Genomic DNA, 19,690 nt, shown 5'->3' with positions numbered 1-19,690 from the left:
TTTTAAACTTTTCCTCGAACCATTGTTCATCAATTCCATTCTTTCCAAGTTCCATTTTTAATAATTGATAATCTTTCGCGGTATCCTTCTCCAGCTTTTTGTATAGGCTCATAACAGTCAAATATTCCCCGTAATTCAAGTATTGTTTTAATATTTTCGGACAATTCATCTCCTGCTTGTACATCTCTATTGTTAAGTCTTTCAACAACTTGTTTGTATCGCCCTTCAAAAACGCTTCGTATTTCATCCTCAACTGAGGTTTTGAGTTCTCTGCAGCTTTCAATTTCTGGTTCAAATCCTTTCTTAACTCCTTCAAATTTAATTCGTTCGATTTTTTCAAGTTCTCCAAACTCTTCTCTAAGTTCGTCTTGTTTTCTTTCAAAATTGTTCGCAAATCTTGATTCTTCTCGGATATCGTTTTCAAGGTATCCTTCTTGTTTGCTAACGACGTTTTGTTGGTAATCAATTTCTGCTTCTTTACTTCCAAATTCACTTCTAATGTCTTCTTCAGTTGTTCCAATATTGAATCTAAGTTCAATTTCCCCGTCAGTAGATCTTTGTTCTGTTGTAATTTCTTCTCTTCGTTTAAAATATCTGTCTTCCAAGTTTGAATAGTTATCTTGAAGCTTAATTCTTCTTTCTGCAATTCTTTGTCTTTGAGATTCAAGCTCTCCATAGATTTCTGCTTCAATTCCTGCTTGTAGATCGTCCAATCTTGATCGATGCTCCCTTGTAGCTTCCTCAGTTCGTTGTATTTCTTGTTCAAAGAGTTGTTCAACTCGTCTGTATGATTGCGATTCCAAGCATCGGTTAACTGACCGTAAAACGTTTTTAATTTGCGCTGCTCTGCAGGTGAAAGATTCTTCAAAAAGCTTTCTTTGCTCTTCATCAATTTGTGGTATTCCTTCTGAGTTTCCAGAGTGAATTCGTATATACTCGGTGTTGGATTCGATTTCATTATAAGTCCATTTTACTTTTGATGCTTTACTGATTTCTCGCTCTATTTCTTCTTCTGATAATTTTGGAATAATTATTTGAACTGTATTGATGCCTAATCTTTGTAACTTATTTAATTTGTCGGTATCAGGTTTATGTGTAACCACAAACTCTATGAAAAGAACGGGCTTATCATCTTTATCATAAAAAACAGCGTCAGGTCTTATCCATAAAAATCGATTATCGACATTCGAATTTTTTCCACTATGAATTTTTCCACTTTCATCTTCAAAAAAAGTTACTTCTCGATCTACACGGTGAGCAATAATAGTTTCCTTTTTAGTTAACAAGTTAGGCTGTCCTTCAACTCCTTTAGGGGGATATTTATAAACATCTGGAACAGTTATTTTTTTTGTTCGTAAAAAATAAAAGTAGGCTAGTTTTTCGCGGTATTCTTTACTTGCGTGAACACACTCTATTTTACTTGTATCAACATCTTTTGTATGATGTCTAAAATAGCTTTTGTAATTGTTGTTTTTTCGTTTGACCGCCTGCATTTCTTTGTCACAGCCCATACAATAATAACCCATTGCTCCACTTTTCGCTTGGGATATATGAATTTCAGTACCCTCTACGTTTTTTGCCCAGTCGTTATCTTTCTCGCTATATTTTATTGACTTAGTTTCCAAATGACCTATAATATTAATTTCTAACTATTCTCAACTATCCCAATTTACTCACGCTTTTTTATTGTTTTTTTGGTGTTCGTGAATAAAAATTGATATTATTTTGTTTTAAAATTACGATTGTTCTACGATTTTTATTTCCTCCTCACTCAACCCATACAATTCATACACCATTTTATCAATAGCTTTATCAGTTTTGTCGATTTTCTGTTTTAGAGTTTGGGCTTGTAATTTGTATTCTTCAAAAATTTCCATCCAGTCTATTTCATCTTTTTTGGAAAGTGTTGGTTTGCCAGTTGCCTTTATGGCTTTGTTGAGTTCCAAAATGAAGGAAGAAAAGTTTTGTTCGTGCCAGTTTTCTAATTTTTTTGTAAGTTTTTCTAGTTTGTATTGACCTGAAAAGTAGTTGCTAAATTTTTCAATTATAATGTCATAGTTTTGTTTTAGTTGGACAGCAATATCTACATCATTACTTAACTTTTCGTTTTGGATATTTTTTGGAATAGGCAACTTATAAACATATTGCCTTTTCCATCTCAAAAAACCACCTCTAATTTCTGAACTTATCTGACTAAATAAAAAATTAATCAATTTTGAATTTAGAATACCTAATAACTCTTTAGATTCACTACCTATTATAAATGAAGTCATATCAAAATAAGACTTTTCTCTATCAATAGAGAATCTTCCATTAGTTGCTATTTCTGGATATACAATCTTTGACTTTTCAAATTCATTATAATAATCACAAGCTCTTAATTCCCACCAATATTTACCTTGGTCGGTTCTCATTTTTGCTCTTTTTTCAAATGGTTTTAAATATTCAGAAATCAATTCGTATTCAGAATTTAACCAATTCCAAGCATCAAGTTCATTTTTAAAACTACCTTTTGAATCGGTCCATTTATTTGGGATACAAATTATATATTTATCAATTGTTGGTTTTCCATATCTTGATAAATCTCTTCCAACTCCGTAGGGTTTTACAATCTCTTCATATTTTGTTGATTTTGAAGTTAGAGCTTTATAGAAATCTTTATTAATAATAAAAGCATCATTTAAACCTGTTTTTAAACCAACATACATTTTACCTCCAATAAACTCTTTAAGGCTTGATTTTTCTTTCGAAAGTCTTGTGATAATCCTCATTATTTTATCATCTGCTATTGACCAGCCTTCATCTCTTAAAAACAATCTATTCACATTGCTTTTGTAATTACTAACATATTGATCTAAACTTGAAAATAATAAATTATCAACTTCAACTCCGATAAAATTTTCACCTTTTTTGTTGCCTCCAACGGTTAAAATACACGGGTAAGCAATTGCATCATTAAAAACAGGTAAGTCTTTAAAATCAATTATTTCAATAATGTTTTGTTCTTTTAGCCAAATTCTTAACTCTTTACCATAATTTGCCCTCATCCACTTATTAGCAACTATAATACTGAATATGCCATTTTGTTTTAAGAGGTGCTTTATACCCAACTCAATAAAATATGTATATAAATCCGCCACACTATTGTAACATTTATAATTTTTTTCTAAATATGGTTTTATATCTATAAATAGTTCTTGTCTGACATAAGGCGGATTCCCAATAATCACATCAAAACCCCCTTTGGCAAAAACTTCTGGAAATTGTTCCTTCCAATTAAAGGCTTTGTCGCCAGCAATGGCTTTGTTGTCAATCAGTGAGTTGCCACATTTGATGTTGTTGTTTAGGCTCGTTAGTTTTCGTTTAGGTTGTGCAGTTCTTAACCACAAAGAGAGTTTCGCTATCTCGATACTTTCCTCATTAAGATCTACCCCATAGATGTTGTGTTCTAGGATTTGGTTTTCGATATCGGGAAAGACAAAGAAACCCCCAAAAAGTTGTTTATTGAGTTCGTCTAGATAGGCGTGTTCTCGAATCAGGAAATCCAAGGCTTGGTTCAGGAAGGCTCCGGAGCCACAAGCGGGGTCACAAATGGTAAGTCCCAAAAGCCATTCGCGGTAATCCTTGAGCTGCTGGTCCAGTTTGATAATCGTTGCTTCGTGGCGGTTCTTGCGACCTTTGGCATATTCTTCGTCTATAATGCCCAGTTCCTGTTTTTTCTCTGTACACAATTTGCCAATAGTGTTGTCAACAATGTATTTGGTAATGTATTTAGGGGTATAGAAAACCCCGTCTTTCTTGCGTTTGGTTTTTTGTTTGTCGAAATCCGTCCCTTCAATTTCGGCATTGACACTTTCGATTTCGTTCAAGGAATGTTCGAAAATGTGCCCCAGAATATTGACATCCACTTGACTTTCAAAATCGTAGGTTGAAAGCTTTAAGGTATGACGGTACAACATTTCGTTGTCGATGATTACGGCATCGAGAATAGTATCGGGTTGAAAAAGTCCACCATTGTAGGCAAAGATTTCTTCTTTCTTGTCGGTGCCTTTGCGACCAGTATCAAGATAGCCAAAGTATTGTTTGTAGCGGTCGTATAATGGCACTTCCACATCCAAATCGGCCAAAGACTTCCATTCTTTGAGAACGGTATTGATGGAGTTTGGGGCCAGCAGTCCCCGGTCTTCTGCAAAGAGAATGAACAAAAAACGGTCGATTAGTTTTTGTGATTTTTGGAAAAGAATCAGTTTAGTAGTCTTTTCGGGTAAATCATTAAGTATGATGTTAGACCGGTTTTGTTTGACTAAATCCCGGTACAATTCGCGTTTAAAAACGGAATAATCGGAATAGAATTTTTTGGTAATATTTTCTTCTTCCACCACCGAAGCTTCTTTTATGCTGAGTGGTTTGTTAGCCAGAATATTTTCTTTGGCCAGACAGAGGTAGAAGATTTCGAATTCGGCGTGGGTGAGGGTAAATAGATTGAACTCTTCATAGTCCACGGCATTATTGATGTAGAACCTCAACTTCTCGAAATTGGAGGTGATGACATAGATACAACCTGTTTGGTTGGCTTTGTAATCAAATGCTTGTTGGCGGATGCTTTCGAGGTCTTTGGTATTGGTTCCCTTTAGTTCGATTACACCCAAGGCGTTTCCGTCTTTTAGTATGGCACCATCCACTTTTTTGGCACCTTTTATGTTTTTTAATTCGGTAGTAAGATTGAACTTCGGAGTAGGGTTGAGGGTATATCCTAGTATATCCACAAATAATTCTCTAAGAAAACCTTCTTGAAATTGTTCCTCTTTACTGTTACGGATGTTTTCTTGAATAGTGATATTATGGAAATACTTGACGTATTTTTTATAGGCTTTCAGTACTTGATCTGAATCTTGTTGGCTTAAATATTTCTTAAGAACTGAAGGCTGGAATAATGACATGGGTAACGCTTTTTTTTAAGAATCTAAAAATACACAATTTGAAAGTAGTGTAAGATTTTTGTTATTAACAAATTAGGTTGATAAATAACACTATTTTTAGAGTTAGAATCGGATTGATTTTTCAAAGTTATGCGGAGTAAATGGAATTAGTTTACGGTTTTCCACATTTGCATCACTAAAATAATTTCAGAAGTAATATTTTAATTCATTTTGGATTAGTACGTTTTGGTTCGTGCAATGTAAAATAACAGCGATTTTAACGAATTTCCAATACCCACTTTTGGTGATTTTTAATCTATTTTGTAGGAATCCAGATAGTACTGTAATTCATATAGTTTAATCAGTTTTTGGTCTAGATCTGCTAATTGGGCTAATTGAATAAAACTAATGTTTTTGGATGCCGTTTTTTCTCCCAAAAGTTCTATAATTATTATGGAAAGAGCTTGATCTAAAGTTTTTGTGTTACAAAGTATATTATAGTTTTTTAGATAAATGTGGATTTGTAACTTATCCGTTTCTTGATCATGATCTAATGATATAAAATTCAGACTTTTTGCTTTTAAAGTGTTTTCGCGAATTATGTATGGCTTTTCTAGTTCTTCAATAATTTGAATTATTTGCTCGGTTGGCTTTAGGAACGTATTGAAGTTCCATGTTCTCAATCTTGGTGCATTATCGATTAAAGCTGTGACTTGTTGGAAATAGGTGGAATTTCCATTGGCAGTGACAATAAATTCCGCTTTGCTATTTTCTTTTTTTGGATAGACAATTATAAAGTCAATTTCCCTGCAGTAGTAGCTTAAGTTTTTATTTATCCAAAATATGATATATTGTTGATTTTGAGGCGTTTCATGGATTAGTTTTTTGATAGTTTGATTGTTGTCTTGGAACCAGTTCCAGAAGGTGTTGATTTTTTTCATTGTGTAAAAAGGTTATTTAGTTAATTGCTTTGGGTTGACTGTTCGTTTGTTTCGTTCTATCGACTCCGATCGAGATGACAGAGAGGTGTGCTGATATTATCGTTTGTCTTTAACGCTTTTGTCAAAGGCAATTAAGTTTATCATTTGGCGTAATCGGCTTCGGACACGATTTCCATATTGGTTTTCTATTTCAGTCGCAGATAAGTTTGTTGTGATGTGCGTGATAAGTTTTTTAGAAATAAATAAGTCGTAACGCGATAGTAGAATTTCAGCCATAACGTTGCATTCGTTTCCAAAATACTTCAGATTATTTTCAGTGCCCAAATCATCGAAACATATAGTTTTAGCCTCCGATGAATAAAGTTTTCCCTTGCTGTATTTGTGGATAATTTCATAACCGTCTTGGATGAATTCGAAACTGATTTCCCTGCAGGGCTTCACATAAAATTTATTATCGGTAGGGGTAAGGTATTTCATTAAATTCAATAATGACGTTTTACCGCATCCTACTGGGCCGCTCAACATTACTCCTTTATTCAGGTTCACATTCAATTGAAAACAGGTTTGCTCGTCTTTAAGGAAATAGGCAATAAGTTTGTAAATAATGGTATGATCATCTTCTACTATTTTAAATTGAGTTCCGTATAATTCACTTCCTTTTTTTTCCAGCCAGACGATTACTTCGTCATAGTTATAATGGCTCTGAATAGTCTTTATCAATGGTTGTATTGAGGTGTTTTGCTCTGTTGGGTTGGTACTGTTCATTGGTGTTAAATTTGTTTGCGTTTATCATCCAGTTTTGTGCTGCTGCCTTCCAATCAACCATTGGAGTTTTGCCACCGACTAACCATCCATTACTGGAGAAGTAATTGAAGAATTTCTGTGCTTCGATTTCTTGGAAGTCTTGTTCGAGGAAATATGTTTTGACATCTTCAATTCTTGGCTTCTCGTCTCTCGACTGTGCTCGAGATGACACGCTCGAAGTGACAAAATTTACCTTGTCGACAATTTCATAATTTTTTTCTATCGGTGTCGGCGAATCCAAAAGGGATTTCTTTTTTTCGCGCAACTTTTTTTCTTTTTTTTCGGCATCTTGGTTTTTAAAAATTGAACCGTCATCTTGAAAATTTTGTGCTTGCTCATCCAAGTTTGTAACCTTTAAAATGTTTGGATTATTTGTAATGTTTGTATTGTTTATATAGGATACCAGAGCTTGTTCAGTGCCTGTATCGCTGCTAGTGCAGGACTTGTCCACAACTTGTTCGTCAACTAGTTTAAAAACGGGTTCATTATTTGAACTCGTGTTTTTTTCACTTTTGGGCATTGGTTTTAATTCGTCAGCTAAATTAAATAGGTACACTTGACTTCCTTTGAATGGATTATACGATGGCTCGTAATTAATGTAGCCCAAAGAATGCAAGTTTTTTAAGCATTTGTGATAGGTTGCTTTCGAACTAATTTTGCTGATTCGCATCACCTCATCACGAGAAATACTGATTGGGTTTTTGAATCGATTGCAATTCCAGAATTGGAATAATGCGATGTATAAACTAACGTGTGTTGGATTGAGAATTTTGTCTTTTGATACTTTATCAAAAAACCCAGTTAAGTGTTTTATGTAATTCATACGGAAGTATTAAGATTGGAGTATTAAGTATTAAAACTTTTATTTAGATAATGAGATTTTCTTGTCCCCCACAAAAACATTATTTGAAGAGTGTGGGTAGCGCATTAACTTTGTTGCCGTTTAATACCTTTTCAATATCAGAATGGTCGTAGTAGACTATGCCACCAATTTTAGTGTATGTTAAGGTTCCATTTATCCGAAGGTTTTGGAGCGTGCCAGGGGAGATGTTCAGAAGCTTTCTAACTTCAGTGGATTTTAGCCATTTTTTAGATTGTTCATTATTGCCTTTGAGGATGTTTTTAATATCTTGCAACAGAGATTTTTGGAATTCTTTAAGGTCTTCTTTGGTAAGGATTTCGATTGCCATAACTTTAGTATTTTAAGTTGTTATGGTACAAAATTGTATGTTTTGGAACTTTTTATATCACAAGTGATTCACAAGTTGTGATAGAAAAAAAGGGGAATTAATAAAGAATTTACTTTTTTCTTAATGGATCCCTCGCCTTAACTCACGGTTAGTTTAAGTAAAATTAAGTTTAGGTTTTATTTTGGTTTGTGCTGTTTACGTTTTTAATTAAAAGTGCGTGCTATTTTTACTGTTTGAATTTGATGGAAATTTACTGACTACTTTTAATCGCTTTATTTTTTTTTAATTGCAAATGCAATTTAGATTAGAATTGATTTGTTCAATTCCTTAATGAAATAGGTGGGTGATATTCCTGTATGAGTATTGAAAGCTCTGGTAAAGTTTTGGGTTGATCCAAATCCTGCTTCATCTCCTAAAGCTTTGTTCGTATAATTTCGATATTTATTTTCGTTTTTAAGCAATTCTATTATATGGTCAATTTTAAGATCGCTTATATACTCTATAGTGCCTTTTTCGCGGTATTTTAGAATAATTTTTGAAACGTACTTCGTATTTGTATTTAGCAAAGAGGCTAATTTGTATAAGTTCATCTCTTTGTCGAGATACTTTTTAGTGGATTCGAATTTTTCTAATTTTTTTAGGATTGATGTTACCACCTCTGGACTTAAATCAATGGAAAAGGTTCCGTCATTTTTTGTTTCAACTATTTTGGTCGTTTCTGGCTGCCGTTTCATTAACTCGCCGAATAATCTTTTAGACCTGAAATGTCGATAAACGAGAAATGCAATTATTGCTGCTAAAACTGTAATAATAGTAATCCCCATTATGGTGCGGATATTCAATGAATTCCTTAAATCACTTTGGGATTGCAGTAGTTTTTCGGTGTTATAGTTTTTCGTTATTTTTCCGGACAAGTATTTGTAATTGTATTCTAATAATTGATCAGCTTTTAGTAATCTAGTGACGTAATATAAATGTGCTTTTTGATTATTTTTATTACTGTAATAGTCGATTATAAGCTCATAGGCTTCTCTCAGTTCAGGGCTAATATAGTTTTGTTCTTTAAAAGTAAAATCTACCTTTTTAAAATAAAACACTGCTTTTTCTTTTTCGTTTTGTGACCAGTAATTTTTGCCTATGTAGAAATATGCTAGTGTTTCATTGGCAAAATCCTTATTACTTTTAAGATCCAGAAGTGCTAATGATAATTTTTTTGTTGCATCTTCATAGTTGTGTTTTAGAGATTGATTTACACCTTCAGAAAAAAGAAAGTATGATTTCATTCGAAAAATTTCAAACTGCATCGCAGCGTTTATTCCTTTCTGATTTATTTTACTGCATAATTGATATTTATTAATTCTGCTGTAGCACTGACCTAAAGAATATAATGAATTCACATACGCATGATCATTTTGTTCTTTAAAATAAGCAACACAATCCGTAAATAAAGCTATTGCTTCATGGTAAAATCCAAGATAATATTTAGTCAGGGCTTTACAGTATTTTAATTTATAAATTAGATAATCGTCGTCTGTCTTTGAAATATATTCTTCGGCGAGTAGGTAATTATCCAGCGCTTTCATCATTTCTTTTCTATCATAAAATACAATTCCTTTAGTCATGTACGCTGATCCTATCAACTCAGGATCTCTTGTCCGTATGGCAGCAACAACCGAACTATCTGCGTATAAGTGTCTTAATTTTTTATCAAATCTATAGATTAAAGATTTGTAGGCGAGAGCCATTTGATTGTGGTTTTTCTCAGATTTTGCTTTAGCTAGCCAAGATTGGGCATATAACCGTTCTCTTAAACTATCATTTTCTTTATAAATTATTTTTTCATTGAAGTAGTTGAACTCTTTTTTTGAGAGACTATCTGGAACTATGAATCTTTTTTGAGCGTTTAAGTAAGTTGCAAAACAAAGTAAAAGTAGGATTGGGTAGGTTTTTTTCATGTTCTAATTTGGGGTTATAGAATTTCAAAAATTAAACTAATAATATTTCGAGGGTATTTGTAAGGATAAATGTATAAAAAAAACTTTGATAATTCGATGTTACAAGTAGTTAAGCCAAAGTACAGTTGTTGACTGTAAATCATTGGTTTTGTTTTCATTGGTTAATAAATTGAATGTTATCAATTCTGGAATTGCACATTGTAGATTCCCGAATTACACAGTAGCTGGCTTGTGTACCACTTCTTTCGCATTTAGTTTTGCTTCGAATTCAAATGGTTTTGTTATGAGCAAAACGAATAATGTTCTAATAATCCCGGGCAAAATGAACTAATGTAAAAAGTAATTAATAACATTTAAAACATTTAAAACCATGAAAAAAATATTTTTATACCTAGCCATTTTTATGTCCTTTGCTACACTCTTGCACTCTTGTAGCACCGATTCTGAATCAATAATTGAGAATAAATCCGATAACATTGATAAACAAGGACGTAATTTTAAATATAATTCGAAGAGTACAGGAATCATACCTGCAAACTCAAGTAATCCTTTTGATACTGATGGAAGGATGCTTTACGAGCAAAAGTCACTTGATAATTCCAAAAACTTTTTAGATGGTAATGTTATCCCTAAAACAACTGGAATTGAAACCCTTACCGTATCATCTAGCGCTAGAAATCATTTACAAGAAATAATTGCAACTTGGGAAATGACTCCGGATGCCAAATTAAGTTTTAGTCATTTTATTGATTCCTTATTGGGTCTTATAAGACTGCAAGAACAGTACGAGACGCTATATAATTTTATAGTTGATTATGAAGAGGATATTTTGCTTGATGATAACTTATCAACAGAAGATAAAGAGTCTTTACTGATCAATTCCTCTATTATTCGGTATGCCACTTATGAGGCGTCAATCAAGCCGCCAAAAAATAAAGATCCTGATTGGACTATACTTTTTAGAGAAGTTAGTTCATCAAAAAATGTGGTTGTTCAAGGTTTAAAGTAGAAATTATACAATGTGAGTAAAATTATCAAGCCGTCCTACTGGGCGGCTTTTTCTGGTTTTTTCTTGGATCTATCTTTTCATGTGATTTTGTTGTTGAAAAACGGACTTTTCAATTGTTTATCAATGTAGTTTTTGCTCAAAAAGTTGTTCGTCTTTGTTTAATGCTCCAGTAAATTTAATTGATTGAATTGGTTGTAAACTAATTTTCATCTGCGATTTCCATTCGGATCATTAGCTTATTTTTAAGGTTGTTCAAGAATTTAGTTCTTTCTGTTTTTCGGTTACGTATTTCAAGAAACACTCTATTAAATTGTCTCAATTCAATATCAAAAGTAGATTCGAAAAAGCTTACGACTTCTTTAAGCCCTGAAGTTCCATTATTAAAAACTCCTTCAGTATGCAATGCATATATCATTTCAATTAATTCCACTTTTGATCCTGTCCATTTCTGTTTTTTGCAAGGCAAGGAAGTAGTTGCAGCTACCACGATGTTACTTTCTAATTTTTTAATTTCTGATTCTAAGTAAGATTTAATTAAAGTATTGGCTAAAATCTTTGCCAATTTGTAGTCATGTGAAGTAGAAAAGCGCTGGTCTGTTTGAAAGTAAAAACTATCGAGAGTCAATTTTACATCATATTTGCCTCGTACGAAGTACGTAATGTCCAGGCATTGAATTTTTGTACGATAGTACCGGTAAAATTCCTGATTGTCGTTGAAGAATGTTTTTAACTTAGAGATTTCAGTAGTGTAATATTTACGTACAGCTTTATTAGAACCATAAGGTTTACTAGTTTCAATTGTGTAGATTTCGTTATAATAAATTAGTTTCGCCGCAAACTGGGGTTTAATATTTTTGAAAAACTCAATTTCCTCTGCTTTATCTTTGAATTTGTATTTTATGCAATACGTTTTTAACCTTTCTAAAATGGATATTGAAATTTTTATCGCCGCTTCTGCAAACTGCACCGGCTCTTTCATTTCTAAATGTATGATGTCTAACTGGTTTTCTAATTCTAATAGGAGGGATTGTGAAAACAATTTCATCTTAGGTTATTAAGGTTATTCAATTGCACAGATGTGGGTCTCGTATAGTTTGACAAATCTATATGTCTCTGTTTGAGCATGCAAACAGTCTTTTATTCAATTCCCGAATTGAATAGTGAAATTCCCGAATTGCATAGTGGAAATTTGGGAAGTAATTATAGTGACACAGGCATAAGTGTTACCAAATCAAATTGATAAGATAGTAGTGATTTTTTAATCGTAAATTAATTTTAAAAAAATTAATTATCTTTCGAAGATGTATCTTACTGCGGAAGATGTAATTGTTTCAGATATCAAAGGAAGCAAAGATATTATTATGAAATCAGAACTTGAACACCCACAATTATTATTAGTATTGTTTTTATCTTTCCTAAAAAAACAGATGCTTACTAAAATTATTTACCAGGCAAAATAATATGATATGATTGATATCTTTTGAGTGCTATTTTATCTTCATTAATTTTATTTTTTAATTTATAAAACATTATATCAGATGATCAAAAGAAATGTCGCTATATTTACTACAAATCTTTATCATATAGCATGGTTGACATAGCCAAGGTAACAACAGAACTTTTATTAGAAGAGACAAAAACAAGCGGTCATTCCCCGCTGAAGTTTATTTGTAATGATGGTTATCTGTATTACTGCAAATATTTGGTTGATTTTGATCCAAATGAAATTAACTGTCTCGCTTATGAGATAGTTTCCCATTATTTACTAAAAGTTTTAAATATCCCTACTCCAGATATAGCTTTGGTTAAGATTTCCGAAGGAACTTTGGATAAAAGTAAAATTATAAAAAACAGAAGACTTTGCGTAAACCATATTTGTTTTGGTTCAAAAGGAATTGATCCTTCAGAAGAACTCACTGAATTTGAAACGTGCAGTAGCAAAAGGGATTACAATCGAATTCTAAATCAGGAGGATGTAGTTAAAATTGCGCTTTTTGATTTATGGATCAATAATGTGGATAGAGGACGATTTATCAACCCAGGATTTAATTACAATCTTTTAACTGTAAGATCTGGTAATAAACGTAAAATATTGGCATTTGATCATGCTTTTGTTTTTGGTGGAGTTGAACAAATAGGCGTTTTTAATTCAAAAATGCCTTTTATAAATCAGGATAAATTTCATGACTCGGATTTTTACAAGAGCTTTATTAGCTATATGGACGAAGAAGAAATCATTAAAATTGTTGAAAATTTCATACCTTTGTTGAAAATTTCCCATAAAGAGGTTATTGATGCTGCTATTTATCAATTACCTGATATATGGAAATTAACCCCTAATTTAGCGAACCGAATACAAGAATATTTGTTTTGTGAAGAACGAATTGAAAAAGTTAAAACGGTTATATTGAACAGTAAATCCATTTATTGAAATGAAAACATTTTTCAGCATTGTCAGCATTCAAACTAATCCTATTTCTTTGGAAAAAGTGGTTATGGGCGTATTGGCTATTACCGAAAATGAGATTTATTTTGATTATTCTAAAAACAAATTGGGATTACTAGATAAATTGGCTCCTACCAAAATAGGGATTGGAAGCATGGCTAAAAATGCCTTGCAGCAAATAAAGCAAAAAGTTACTGAGGCTAACAAAGCACTGACTAAAGATCAAAAGAAATTAGTGTTTGAAAAATCGATTTTCTCTAAAGATTATATTTCTTATTTGAATAAATACAATAATGGAATTTTGTTTTTTTCGGAACCTGCTTCTTTATCTTTTGATTTTACTGCCGAGAAATTTATGCAGTACTATTACAACTTTGTAGGTGAAATGGTAGCCATCGAAACTAAAAAAGAAATGGTAACTTTTGCCAAAAAGATAAAACCTGCTTTTGAAAAAGAAGGTCTCGACGAAAAAGCAGATTTAAAATTTACTTTTGACCCTTTTACTTTCAATGGTATCCTAAAAGAAACACATATACCGTTGATTACTAAGAATGGAGCAATTAGTGCCATTCAAATCGTTGATTTTAGTTTAGGAGAACAAACGGTGGTTCATCATTTGTATGAAACAAAAATTTTACAACAGGTTTTGAATGTCTTTGCTATAAAAGCCAAAACTACAGTCAATAAAATTAAAATTGCATTTGAGGAGCCAAATGAAGGTACATTGCAACACGAATTGTTTGATCTTAGTTTTCAAAATTACAAAGACGATTTTGATTTTATTACACCAGATAAATTAGAAAAAGAAACAGACATAATTAGCAGCTCCAACAATATTAAATTCTCTGAATTTATTTTGACTTTAGAATTTTAAAAAGGGCTTTTCAGCCCTTTCTTTTATACAAGACGTTTTCTATTATTGTGCTGTTCCTCTTTTAACCGCACTTCACTCATTGCGCTAACTATTGTGTGTAAATCCAAGCGGTCTGGTTTTTTTATTTTTCGGTATTCTTAATGAAATTTATAAATTCTACTGCAAATTCGGTTATACTCATAATTTCAAATGGTTCCGTTCCTATCGCACCGATACCGCTATCGATTACTAAAGCTTTTGAATAAAGTCTTTGTTTGTAAAATCTAAATTTATCGTCAGAAATATTATAATTATTACATCCTCTAAATTTTTCAAGATTATTGTGATTATTTCTAATCTCACCTCTTTCTTTTTCTATTTCAATTATTTGTCTTGCGTATTTTGATGGTCCAATATTGATTGTCTCTTTTTTACGTTTTTCGTTAGCTTTATGTAATTGCTCAGCAAGTTCATTTTTTCTTAAAACTTCAATATTGTATTTTTTGCCAAAATGTCGATGTTCATATAATATTATAAGTTCATCTTCTGATAAATCTGTAATTAAATCTAGATATACATCCACAAACTCAAAATCATTTTCTGGACTTTTTAAACCTTTAATTAAAATGTCTTTGAATCGATTGAGTTTCAATTCTGATTTCGTCGTGTAAACACGTTTTATTACAGCTTCAAATAAATCATTAAAATTCTCGGTTTTAATGTTCTCAATATTAATTTCATTATTATTGGAAAATTCTTTAGCAAGAATTTCTACAAATTTATTTAATCGATTTTGCTTAATTCTTCCGTTATAATCGAAAACTAGTTCGGTTAGTGCTGTTCCGGCATATGGAATTACACTAAAAACTGTCTTTACAAAACTGTTTAATATTTCTGTTTTTTCGTCGTTTCTCATAAAATATTTGTCAACTTTTATATATGTCTGATTTTGTTTGTGGGCACGGAAAAGATTTTCGCGTGATTGGGGGTATTCGGCATTATAGGCTTTATCAAAATGCCAATGAGTTACTCGTCCATAAATTAATTTTTATACTAAATTCCGAGTGTAATTAACATCCCTAGTTTGTCATTTCCCTTGTTAACTTCAATTTGTAAGATCAAACCGTTTAATTTCCACAACCTGCCAGGCCATTCAAGATTAGAAATTTGCGCCTTTTCATTTTCCCAATCAAATTTACCTCTACTGTTAACATCAGAACCAAATAAATCGTATGAATGATTAATAACCATTTCAAATTCGCGAAAAAATAATCCCGGAGAATAATTTTTCCTTTCAGAATACATATAATAATATTGGACTTTATCCTCAGTCATATTATCAACACGATTAAAGAGTCCAAAATAGTCTAGGGCTGTTTTTATGGTAATTGTCTCCCTGTTAAATTGCAGTGATTTCTTAGAACCCAATACAATCCCGTTTTCAAGATCATATCTTAGCAATTCAGAAAAATCATGATTTTCATTATCAATATAAAAATCAAAAGTTTCTATAAATTCGTCAATGTGACAAACTTTCGTTTCTATTCCCAGCAGCCTATATAATATTTTTGTCTTTTTAAGAAAACCTTTATCGTCAGAGACCACCATATCAGTGTATGCACTATAATAGCTGTGAAAACCATCATTGAGCATATTATTAAATTTGACAGACTTTGCTGGTTCTTTGCAAATTCCCAAGAGATCAAGAATACAATATGCATTTACATAGAAATCCTGACGGCTGACATACTTGTCACCATCTGGATTTAAATTTTTTTCAACAAAGTCTAAGAATGTCTTTCCAAGTAAAGAATCTTTAAGATCTAGGTTAAAGTTTGAATTGTCTGCCTCTGCAGTGTATTTGCCATTATTTATATATTTGTCACTTGTATTCCTAATCTGCTTATAAATGGACTTGTTGTCTTCCATTTTATCAAGAAGTTCTTTAAAGTAGCCAGATAATTTGTCAATTGGAAGATCCTCCAAAAAACAGGCATCTTCTGGCTTAAATGATGAATAAGGAAGTTCAAGAGGGTTTAATAATCCATAATTGGACTTAATGTTTGACATTGCATTCTTAATACCGTCACGCCTCATTTTTTCGAGTTCGCTTAAATCCTCACTATCTTTAGATAACAGACTAGTAATATCAATGTTTTCAACAGTATTGATTTCACTTGCAAAAGTTTCTAAAGGCTTTGCTAAGTAGAAAGATGTTTTTTTCTCAATGCCATGATAAGAAATGTAATTGTCTGCCACCAGCGTTTCCATAAATTCCAACTCGGCAAATTTTATGTTTGTGGTGTCATTCTTTAAATCCAACAAGTGCGCATGTGAATAACAGAATAGATTATTGCTTGCTGCTCTATATAGCTTAGGCAAAAGGAAACAATATTTGTCCTGTTCTTGCTTAAAAAGGTGGCTAAAAATCTGTTTGTCAAAATATATTCTCATAATGACTTCTATATAGTATTATTCTGATATTATAATCTGTGGCATATTAAAACTTATCTTGTACCGTTCAAAACAGGTTACATTGTTTGTATTGTGCATGCCACGAAACCTCAGCTGTTATAGATAGTAGTTTTTACTTATTGAATTCTAAACTCCATTTGTCTTTTGTTTCTAGATATCTATTAGATAAACTATCGGGAATAAATAACAATTTATGAATAAATCTTATTACCATAAAGATTCCGTATAAAACAACAAAATTTAAAGTAAACAGCCATGTGTCTGGGTTTTCTATACCAAGTATGGTATACATATTGTAGAACAACATAAGTGTAATAAATATGACAAAAAAGCCATTGAGAATTATCCAATTTCTGGGCTCAGTATGAAGTAATTTTCCAGTTTCAACTACCCTACCTTTCAAATTTATATTGCCGTTATGAGCTACTTCTAAAACAATAAAATCTGTTGAATCTAAATTTTCAAAATTAAGCTTTGCGGTTTTTTTATCAATATTTGTAGAAAGCCCTTCTACATTTTTTACTATAATGATATTGTCAATTTTACCCGATGAAATAATCTCTAATTTATTGATTTGTTCAGTTGATATGGTTTTCCTGCCATTATTATAAATTAAGATTCTGGTACTAAACATATTTTCGGGATTAGACCAATCACTAATTTTTTTACAACTTTTACAAATTGTATTTGTTGAGTAAACCAATCTGTAAAACGATTTAAAATAAAAGTAGTAAGAGATAAAAAGACCTATTAAAAAGGTAATGATGGAAATTATGTTTCCAATTCCAAAGGTTTTAATACTTTTATTAAGAATGTTCAATATCTCCATATAATTTCAGGTTCGTATTACTATTGACTAGATTGTTCTGGTTCTACCAAGTTTTTTTGGAACTAAGTTAAGATTTATCTTAAGGTTATCACTAAACTTCCAAATACAAAACCAACTTTCCATTAATCCAATTGCCCAAATCCGTTGTAGTAGCCGTTGGCTGCAGTTTAAATTTCACCAATCATTTTCCTTATTGTATAGTTTTCTAATTTATTTGCAATACTTACTTCATTGTCTTTCCAATGCATACCATCATTATATATGATGCCAAGTAGGTAATAGATTTCGGGAACAACTACACCTTTGTTTTCTGCAAACTTGAGTTTATTTGGAGTTGTGTGGGTATTTAAAAATTCATCCTTAAATTCTTGCGTCAATAGTTTATCATAAATATTTTTTTCAACTTTCTTTCTTACTGCACAACAAACTGCAAAAGGGTCATATATTTCTTCATTGTTATTGTATTTGGTAAATTCATCACCAATGAATTCCTCAAAAATTTGTGAATTACCCCAAGTCGGTTTGAGATTTAGAGATTCAAAATCTGGGCGAATGTTTATTGAAATTGGTTCGTAGTGTAAGTGATATTTTGAGACATTATCTTTAATTAAGATATTTTCTCGATTAATAAGTATTTTTTTAAAATGCTCATTAATTTTTGCAGCTTTACTATTTAAGAAATGCACCTTTTGTTTGCTAAACACAAAATTTTTGAAAAAGTATGGATTTAAATGAGTAAATATTATAGGATAGATTTTGCGTCCTTCAGATTGAAATTTTTGAATAAATTGTGTAACATAATATTGTACCGCTATCAAGTTTGCGTCATCTAAATAATCAAAAACTTCGTCTATGATTAAGACACCTTTTGATTTTGTCAATTTTAATTCTGCTTTTTTTAGCAAAGCAATGAAACACATAACATCTCTTTGCCCATTTGAAATGTATGCGGTTTTCGGAATTTCGACAATCAATTTATTGTCCTTAGCTAGAGGTTTAAAATTTTGCCAACTTGAATTAAAACTAGCAAATAATGCTTCGTATTGGTCTTTTTCATAGTTATAGATTTTTCTTAAAATCGCTGCTTTAAAATTTGCTTCATTTTCTTTAAACATTTTAGCAAATTGTATAGCAGTTAAAAAGCTATCAGCAACTCTGGTGTAATTTAAATCTAGAGAAATAATATAATTTTTAATATCTCTCAAATATGGAATGTCTTCCAAATTTCCCAGTTCATTATTCTCAATCCAGTCAAGAACAGTTTCGGCATTTCCAACCTGTTCATTAACCCTTTCAATAAATGAATTTAATTTCTCCTGTGTTTTGACACCTGTATTTAGTCTGTTTATATGTACATAATAATTAGCAAGACCTTTGATCATTTTGTCATTACCAAAAAGAACAGAAATATTTTTCAACACTTTTCCATTCTGACCGAACACTTCTCTATGATGAGTAATTGTATAATCAAAATGAATTAATTCAGGAATATTGTTGACTAAAATTATTGGAGGAGTTTCCAATGAAGCGGTAGCAATTACAAATCCGCCTAAATTATTTTTTTTTGCTTTAGCATATATCTGATTATTGATAACAAAATAGTCAAATTCAGATTTTATTATGTTGGATACTTGGTTTGCAGAAACAGTGTTCGAAGTACCATTTTCTTCGTAAGTTATACTAATAGATGGAAGATTTAATTCACTATTTTTAAAATAGTGTTCTTTTTCTAATACAATTTTTCCTGGTTGAAGAGATTTGAATGCGACTGAAAATGAACTTTTTCCAAAACCGTTTGGAGCTACAAGTATATTTGGTTTATTTGGTGATATTTCAAAATTATAATTACAGTTTTCTGTTGTCGTTCCAATTCCTTTAACATTTCGAATTTCAATTCTTGTTATCATAAATATTTGTTTAGAGACGAATATGGACGATTTGGGTCGTAAATTGCAGCCAACTTGTCTATACCAGCCATGAAATGGCAGCAGTCTCCCCGAATGAGGTTTGCTTTGTTCCATAAAATGGTTTTTTACTGGCAGCACCAAACATACAAAACCATTTTTATTATACTTTACGGTTTTCCACATTATCAAAAAAATATAATGTAAAAACAAAAAAGGCGCCTCACAACATTTTCCTTTATTTCAGTCGCCTATCCTTTAAACTATCATTATAACGCCTATTTCTCATACGCTCATAAAATTTCCCTCTCAAGTAAAGGCCTACAACCCAAACCACAGCCAGCCCTATTATTTCATACCATTCC

The 19,690-nt window shown here is 31.7% G+C and carries 15 protein-coding genes; 3 read left to right on the top strand and 12 right to left on the bottom strand.

Features of this window, described 5'->3' with window-relative positions; genetic code table 11:
* Nucleotides 1-29: 29 nt before the first annotated feature.
* The 7 genes from BUB42_RS11675 to BUB42_RS11645 form a co-directional block, all read right to left on the bottom strand.
* Complete coding sequence (locus BUB42_RS11675; RefSeq protein ID WP_073020545.1) at nucleotides 30-1,625, bottom strand: hypothetical protein; 1,596 nt, start codon at nucleotides 1,623-1,625, stop codon at nucleotides 30-32.
* Nucleotides 1,626-1,736: 111 nt separating this feature from the next.
* The gene (locus BUB42_RS11670) at nucleotides 1,737-4,940 is read right to left on the bottom strand and encodes an Eco57I restriction-modification methylase domain-containing protein (protein ID WP_073020544.1); all 3,204 of its coding nucleotides are present in this window, start codon (nucleotides 4,938-4,940) and stop codon (nucleotides 1,737-1,739) included.
* Between the two features lie 290 nt (nucleotides 4,941-5,230).
* On the bottom strand, nucleotides 5,231-5,860 hold the full coding sequence (locus tag BUB42_RS11665; RefSeq protein WP_073020542.1) for a hypothetical protein: 630 nt from the start codon (nucleotides 5,858-5,860) through the stop codon (nucleotides 5,231-5,233).
* 96 nt (nucleotides 5,861-5,956) lie between these two features.
* A complete protein-coding gene (locus tag BUB42_RS11660) occupies nucleotides 5,957-6,625 on the bottom strand; it encodes an AAA family ATPase (protein WP_073020540.1) in 669 nt (222 codons plus the stop codon).
* A complete protein-coding gene (locus tag BUB42_RS11655) occupies nucleotides 6,552-7,487 on the bottom strand; it encodes a transcriptional regulator (RefSeq protein WP_073020538.1) in 936 nt (311 codons plus the stop codon). The genes BUB42_RS11660 and BUB42_RS11655 overlap by 74 nt, the downstream gene beginning before the upstream one ends.
* 79 nt (nucleotides 7,488-7,566) lie before the next feature.
* Nucleotides 7,567-7,854: a helix-turn-helix domain-containing protein gene (locus BUB42_RS11650; protein WP_073020536.1), complete on the bottom strand. Its 288-nt coding sequence runs from the start codon at nucleotides 7,852-7,854 to the stop codon at nucleotides 7,567-7,569.
* A gap of 299 nt (nucleotides 7,855-8,153) precedes the next feature.
* Nucleotides 8,154-9,809, bottom strand: coding sequence for a helix-turn-helix domain-containing protein (locus BUB42_RS11645; RefSeq protein ID WP_073020534.1), 1,656 nt, complete (start codon nucleotides 9,807-9,809; stop codon nucleotides 8,154-8,156).
* Nucleotides 9,810-10,179: 370 nt separating this feature from the next.
* Here BUB42_RS11645 and BUB42_RS11640 point away from each other — a divergent pair, with 370 nt between their 5' ends.
* On the top strand, nucleotides 10,180-10,818 hold the full coding sequence (locus BUB42_RS11640; RefSeq protein ID WP_073020532.1) for a hypothetical protein: 639 nt from the start codon (nucleotides 10,180-10,182) through the stop codon (nucleotides 10,816-10,818).
* 199 nt (nucleotides 10,819-11,017) lie between these two features.
* Here BUB42_RS11640 and BUB42_RS11635 read toward each other — a convergent pair whose 3' ends face one another.
* Nucleotides 11,018-11,863, bottom strand: a complete 846-nt coding sequence (locus BUB42_RS11635) for an RteC domain-containing protein (RefSeq protein WP_073020530.1) — start codon at nucleotides 11,861-11,863, stop codon at nucleotides 11,018-11,020.
* Nucleotides 11,864-12,406: 543 nt separating this feature from the next.
* Here BUB42_RS11635 and BUB42_RS11630 point away from each other — a divergent pair.
* Nucleotides 12,407-13,249, top strand: coding sequence for a HipA family kinase (locus BUB42_RS11630; protein WP_073020528.1), 843 nt, complete (start codon nucleotides 12,407-12,409; stop codon nucleotides 13,247-13,249).
* 1 nt (nucleotide 13,250) lies between these two features.
* The gene (locus tag BUB42_RS11625) at nucleotides 13,251-14,138 is read left to right on the top strand and encodes a hypothetical protein (RefSeq protein ID WP_073020526.1); all 888 of its coding nucleotides are present in this window, start codon (nucleotides 13,251-13,253) and stop codon (nucleotides 14,136-14,138) included.
* Nucleotides 14,139-14,259: 121 nt separating this feature from the next.
* Here BUB42_RS11625 and BUB42_RS11620 read toward each other — a convergent pair whose 3' ends face one another.
* The 4 genes from BUB42_RS11620 to BUB42_RS16445 form a co-directional block, all read right to left on the bottom strand.
* On the bottom strand, nucleotides 14,260-15,033 hold the full coding sequence (locus tag BUB42_RS11620; RefSeq protein ID WP_073020524.1) for a hypothetical protein: 774 nt from the start codon (nucleotides 15,031-15,033) through the stop codon (nucleotides 14,260-14,262).
* A gap of 137 nt (nucleotides 15,034-15,170) precedes the next feature.
* Entirely contained in the window at nucleotides 15,171-16,571 is a 1,401-nt protein-coding gene (locus tag BUB42_RS11615; RefSeq protein WP_139257367.1) for a hypothetical protein, read from the bottom strand.
* A 133-nt stretch (nucleotides 16,572-16,704) separates the two neighbouring features.
* Nucleotides 16,705-17,226: a hypothetical protein gene (locus tag BUB42_RS11610; RefSeq protein WP_139257365.1), complete on the bottom strand. Its 522-nt coding sequence runs from the start codon at nucleotides 17,224-17,226 to the stop codon at nucleotides 16,705-16,707.
* 362 nt (nucleotides 17,227-17,588) lie between these two features.
* A complete protein-coding gene (locus BUB42_RS16445) occupies nucleotides 17,589-19,328 on the bottom strand; it encodes a hypothetical protein (protein WP_170857224.1) in 1,740 nt (579 codons plus the stop codon).
* Between the last annotated feature and the right edge of the window lie 362 nt (nucleotides 19,329-19,690).

Source organism: Flavobacterium micromati, from assembly GCF_900129585.1.
Taxonomy (GTDB): Bacteria; Bacteroidota; Bacteroidia; order Flavobacteriales; family Flavobacteriaceae; genus Flavobacterium; species Flavobacterium micromati.
This window is presented reverse-complemented; position numbering and strand designations above follow the sequence as displayed.